Annotated in this window: 6 protein-coding genes and 1 tRNA gene; all 7 read right to left on the bottom strand. The window is 56.9% G+C overall.

What is annotated here, in order from left to right:
• Positions 1-176: 176 nt before the first annotated feature.
• Positions 177-536, bottom strand: a complete 360-nt coding sequence (rplT, locus tag BQ17_RS01515) for a 50S ribosomal protein L20 (RefSeq protein ID WP_089723979.1) — start codon at positions 534-536, stop codon at positions 177-179.
• A 134-nt stretch (positions 537-670) separates the two neighbouring features.
• Positions 671-868, bottom strand: a complete 198-nt coding sequence (gene rpmI / locus BQ17_RS01520) for a 50S ribosomal protein L35 (RefSeq protein ID WP_089723980.1) — start codon at positions 866-868, stop codon at positions 671-673.
• Between the two features lie 135 nt (positions 869-1,003).
• Positions 1,004-1,249: a DUF2442 domain-containing protein gene (locus tag BQ17_RS23830; protein WP_089723981.1), complete on the bottom strand. Its 246-nt coding sequence runs from the start codon at positions 1,247-1,249 to the stop codon at positions 1,004-1,006.
• Complete coding sequence (locus BQ17_RS01530; protein WP_089723982.1) at positions 1,227-1,460, bottom strand: DUF4160 domain-containing protein; 234 nt, start codon at positions 1,458-1,460, stop codon at positions 1,227-1,229. Before BQ17_RS01530 ends, BQ17_RS23830 begins: the two co-directional genes overlap by 23 nt.
• Positions 1,461-1,809: 349 nt before the next feature.
• Positions 1,810-2,358: a translation initiation factor IF-3 gene (gene infC / locus BQ17_RS01535; protein ID WP_207787815.1), complete on the bottom strand. Its 549-nt coding sequence runs from the start codon at positions 2,356-2,358 to the stop codon at positions 1,810-1,812.
• A 63-nt stretch (positions 2,359-2,421) separates the two neighbouring features.
• Entirely contained in the window at positions 2,422-4,338 is a 1,917-nt protein-coding gene (gene thrS, locus BQ17_RS01540) for a threonine--tRNA ligase (protein ID WP_089723983.1), read from the bottom strand.
• Between the two features lie 112 nt (positions 4,339-4,450).
• Positions 4,451-4,527: transfer RNA gene (locus tag BQ17_RS01545), tRNA-Val, on the bottom strand.
• Positions 4,528-4,858 lie beyond the last annotated feature (331 nt).

Genomic DNA, 4,858 nt, shown 5'->3' on the forward strand with positions numbered 1-4,858 from the left:
TCGCGCCGGCCGTCAATGCCATCCATGAAGCGGTATACCACGCTCACCGCATCCTACGGGCGCTATCAACCAATCTAATCAGTTAAAAATCTACCACTACCCGGGTGAGAAAGCTCGCACAAGCTCAAGCGACTCTACCGGCAATATCAAGCGAAATGAGGTACTAGTGCGAGTCATCAGGCGGCAACCGCCGCTTTCGCCTGCTCGGCCAGGGCCGCGAAGCCCACTTTGTCACGATAGGCAATATCGGCCAGCACCTTGCGGTCTATCTCGATACCGGCCTGCTTCAAGCCGTTCATGAGACGGCTGTAGGACAGCCCGTGCTCGCGCGCAGCCGCGTTGATGCGAACGATCCACAGGGAGCGAAATTGGCGCTTTTTCTGGCGCCGGTCACGATAGGCATATTGGCCGGCCTTGATGACGGCCTGCTTGGCGACCCGGTAAACCCTGCTGCGGGCACCATAGTAACCCTTGGCCTCTTTCAGCACCTTTTTGTGACGGGCGCGTGCTGTAACGCCTCGTTTTACACGTGGCATCTGTATCTCTCCGGAATCGATCCGACCGGGCCAAGCATCTCTAACGCTACCTTGCCGTCTTCCAGGCCGTGAAGCGAGAACGCGGTTTCCATTTCACACGACTGTCCACTCGCTTGGGTACTCGAAACTGCGAGTCAACAATAAGGGATCATCCGCTGGGCGGATTTCACATCCGATTTGTGCAACGCCTTGGGGCCCCGTAGATGGCGCATCCGCTTGGTGCTCTTCTTGGTCAATATGTGCCGCCGGTGGGAGGCGTTCCGTTTGAAGGTCCCGGCGGCGTTACGTTTGAAGCGTTTGGCCGCCCCGCGATTGGTCTTGATCTTGGGCATCTCTTTGTCCTACTCCGCCGTTTCTTATCGAGTTATCGTGTCTCTACGCACTGCCGTGTACGCCCAGAGAAACTCTTTTTTTGCCGCAAATGAACGCGAATCAACGCAAATGGGTCGAAAAATGCAGCTTTATGATTAGGCTGCTTTGGCTTGCGACGTGGCAATCAGCATACTTTCTATATTCAGATGGTAATCTATATCGGGCCACTCAATCCCCGTGTTCGCACAAATAAATGTGTAGTTGGTTATTTGATTGAATGTGGCATTCTGCAATTCCTTATACCATCCTATCGGAGTCGATATGATGCGCCCATCGACTAATTCCACATGAAGATATCGGTCGTCGAACCGAACCTTTTTACCTTTGAGTGAAGCGTTCATCCCAACCTCTGATAAAATTATCTCTGTTCGCTTCCACAATAGCCATCGCTTTTCTCAGATCTTTCGGTTTCATGCGGTTGTTGACGATCCGAAGGGTTTCCAGTTCGATCTTGAAAAAACCTTCACCCTTCAATACATGAATATGACGTGGTTCGTGTTCGTTTGCATAGAAGAAAAATTTGAACCCATCTTTGTTCAGCAATGTAGGCATTCAGGTAGATCAGATCTGACCCTGTTCCGTTTTGTGTGGGTGGAAAAGGAAACCTCCGCGTAGCGGCTACGTCCTTCTTGGGTATGACTTAAGCCGCCGAGCAGTCACCTAATGTTACAAAAGTCCCGGCCTATGAATCGTCACTGGGCACAGCCCGTCTACAACCCAATGCCATTAAGTTAAGCGTTACCGGTCGACAAACAAGAGGAGAAACGACGAATCATGCGAATCCTCGCGAATGGATTCGCGTGATTCGTAGTTAAAACATATGCCCGTACAACCTACCGGCTTCACCGTCGCAAAGGACCATGTGCGACGGTATAAAAGCGCCTAGCGACCTACATGGCCGCTATTTCTTCCTGGGACCCAGGACCATCACCATCTGCCGTCCTTCCATCTGCGGCTGTTGCTCTATGACACCGATTTCGGCCAAGTCGGTCTCTACGCGCCGCAGCAGCTGGAGCCCCAGCTCACGGTGTGCGTGCTCACGCCCACGAAAGCGCATGGTGACCTTGGTCTTGTCTCCGTCATTCAGGAACCGGGTCAGGTTGCGCAGCTTGACCTGATAGTCTCCTTCATCCGTCCCGGGACGAAATTTGACCTCCTTGACCTGAACCTGCTTTTGCTTCTTACGGGCCTCGGACTTCTTTTTTTTCTGGTCGAACAGAAACTTTCCGAAATCCATCAGGCGACAGACCGGCGGCTCCGCGTTGGGGACAATCTCCACGAGATCCAATCCCACTCCCGTTGCCCGTTCCTGGGCTTCCTCCAGATTTACGATACCGACCTGATTACCTTCCGCGTCGATGAGCCTTACCTGGTAGGCGGTTATTTCATGATTGACGCGGTTTCTCTTTGGCGCAGCGATAGCAGGTTCCTCCGAACAGGTAACAATCAAGAACGAGCAACGGCGCGGACAGCCCGGATGCTTAAATGAGGATAGTCCGCGCGGTGCCGGTCGTCAGTGGGTTCGATTCCTGACCTCTTCGCCCAGCCGGGCGACGAGGTCAGCGAGCTCGAGCGTGCCGAGATCCTTACCTGTGCGGTCCCGGACGGCAATCGTCCGTTGCGTGACCTCCCGGTCGCCGACCACCAGCAGGTAAGGCACCTTCTGCAAGGTGTGTGCGCGGATTTTAAAGCCGATTTTCTCGTTTCTCAAGTCCGATTCCACCCGGAAGCCCTTGGCGCGCAAGGTGTTAACGACCTCGCGCACATAGCCTGCCTGGCGGTCCGTGATGTTCAGGACGACTGCCTGGACCGGGGCCAGCCAGAGGGGGAGAGCACCCGCATAGTGCTCGATCAGGATACCGATGAAGCGCTCCAGAGAGCCGAGAATGGCCCGGTGCAGCATAACCGGTATCCGTTTGCTGTTGTCCTCGGCGATATAGTGGGCACCCAGGCGTTCGGGCATGGAAAAATCGAGCTGAATGGTACCGAGCTGCCAGACTCGCTGCAGGCAGTCGCGCAGGGAAAACTCGATCTTAGGGCCATAAAAGGCGCCTTCTCCCGGTTGCAGCTCCCAGTCCAGGTCCTTTTGCTCCAGGGCGTCCCGCAGGGACCTTTCCGCCCGATCCCAGACCGCGTCGCTGCCCACCCGCAGCTGCGGACGGGTAGAGAACTTGACCAGCACCTCGTCGAAACCGAAGTCCCGATAGACCTCGAACAGCAGGTCGATGAAATCGGATACCTCCGCCAGGATCTGTCCCTCAGTGCAAAAGATATGGGCGTCGTCCTGGACGAAGTTACGCACCCGCATCAGCCCGTGCAGAGTCCCGGAAGGCTCGTTGCGGTGGCAGGAGCCGAATTCGGCCAGGCGCAGCGGCAGGTCCCGATAGCTCTTCAGACCCTGGTTGTAGATCTGGATGTGGGCTGGGCAGTTCATGGGCTTGATGGCAAAGACCCGGTCCTCCGACTCGGTAACGAACATATCCTTGCGGAACTTATCCCAATGCCCGGACCTTTCCCACAGGCTGCGGTCGATTACCAGGGGCGTGTGTACCTCCTGGTAGCCCCGCGCGCGGAGCTGGTCACGGATATACTGCTCCAGGATCAGATACAGGGTCCGGCCCTTAGGGTGCCAGAACACCATACCCGGGGCCTCGTCCTGGGAATGGAACAGGTCCAGGGCCTTGCCGAGCTTACGGTGATCCCGCTTCTCGGCCTCCGCGAGGCGGTGCAGGTAAGCCTTGAGCTCCTTCCGATCCCGCCACGCAGTGCCGTAGATGCGTTGCAGCATCCGGTTGCGGGAGTCGCCCCGCCAGTAGGCGCCGGCCACCTTCATCAGCTTGAATCCGTTGCCGAGCCTGCCGGTCGACGGCAGATGGGGGCCCCGGCACACATCGAACCAATCCCCTTGGCGGTAGACGGAGACCGCCTCGCCCTCCGGGATCAGATCCCGGATGATCTCCACCTTGTACTGCTCGCCGAGCTCGCCGAAGACCCGGATCGCCTCATCCCGGTCCCAGACCTCGTGTCGGATAGGCAGATCGCGTGCGACGATCTCCCCCATACGCTGCTCGATGCGGGTCAGGTCATCCGGGGTGAAAGGCGCGTCCCGGGCGAAGTCATAGTAGAAGCCGTCCTTGATGGCGGGCCCGATGGTGACCTGGGTCCCGGGGTAGAGCTCCTGCACCGCCTGGGCCATGACGTGGGCGGCATCGTGACGCAGCAGCTCCAGGGCAGCCTCGTCCCGGACGGTGACGATGGCGACCGCTGCATCCCGGTCGATGAGAAAAGTGGTATCCACCAGCACCCCATCCACCCGACCGGCCAGGGCAGCCTTAGCGAGACCGGGACCGATAGCAAGGGCGACCTCCTGGACGGAGATTGGGCCATCGAGCTGTTTCCGGGAACCGTCAGGAAGGGTAATCCGAGGCATGCAACAAGACCTGCGACTCAGTGGTGATCCATACGGGAGACCACATGAAAGTAGAGAAAACCACCGCGCGCCGGCGGCAAGCGATCGTCACCGGCGGTCGGCGGCTCACAGATGGTAGGCGCGATTGGACTCGAACCAACGACCCCCACCATGTCAAGGTGGTGCTCTAACCAGCTGAGCTACGCGCCTGTCGTCATGACTTATCATCATACCTGCACGCAAAGAAGGCGCGCAAGCGCCGGGCTCGGTGTATCGGGGCAAGTAAATGCCAGTCGCCAGCTTCCGGCTATTTGTGAACCACACAGGCACAAAGGACGCAAAAGGATAGCGCTTCAATTAGATTGAGCATAGGAAAAATACAGCTTCTCTACCCACGAATTCTCACAAATGGAGAACGAAACAAGCTGTGAAAATCTATGTAATCTACGGATTAAATAAAGGAAGGCTCTTTATGGATTCCAGACTGGTTAGGATATTTTGCGCAAATTTGCCTTCTCAGCAAGCCAGAGGGGCGGCGTAT

This window comes from Candidatus Thiosymbion oneisti (assembly GCF_900092655.1).
In the GTDB taxonomy this organism is placed as follows: Bacteria; Pseudomonadota; Gammaproteobacteria; order Chromatiales; family Chromatiaceae; genus Thiosymbion; species Thiosymbion oneisti.

Coding starts and splice junctions, on each gene's coding strand:
- rplT (WP_089723979.1), bottom strand. CDS start 536: ATGCCACGTGTAAAACGAGGCGTTACAGCACGCGCCCGTCACAAAAAG.
- rpmI (WP_089723980.1), bottom strand. CDS start 868: ATGCCCAAGATCAAGACCAATCGCGGGGCGGCCAAACGCTTCAAACGT.
- BQ17_RS23830 (WP_089723981.1), bottom strand. CDS start 1,249: ATGAACGCTTCACTCAAAGGTAAAAAGGTTCGGTTCGACGACCGATAT.
- BQ17_RS01530 (WP_089723982.1), bottom strand. CDS start 1,460: ATGCCTACATTGCTGAACAAAGATGGGTTCAAATTTTTCTTCTATGCA.
- thrS (WP_089723983.1), bottom strand. CDS start 4,338: ATGCCTCGGATTACCCTTCCTGACGGTTCCCGGAAACAGCTCGATGGC.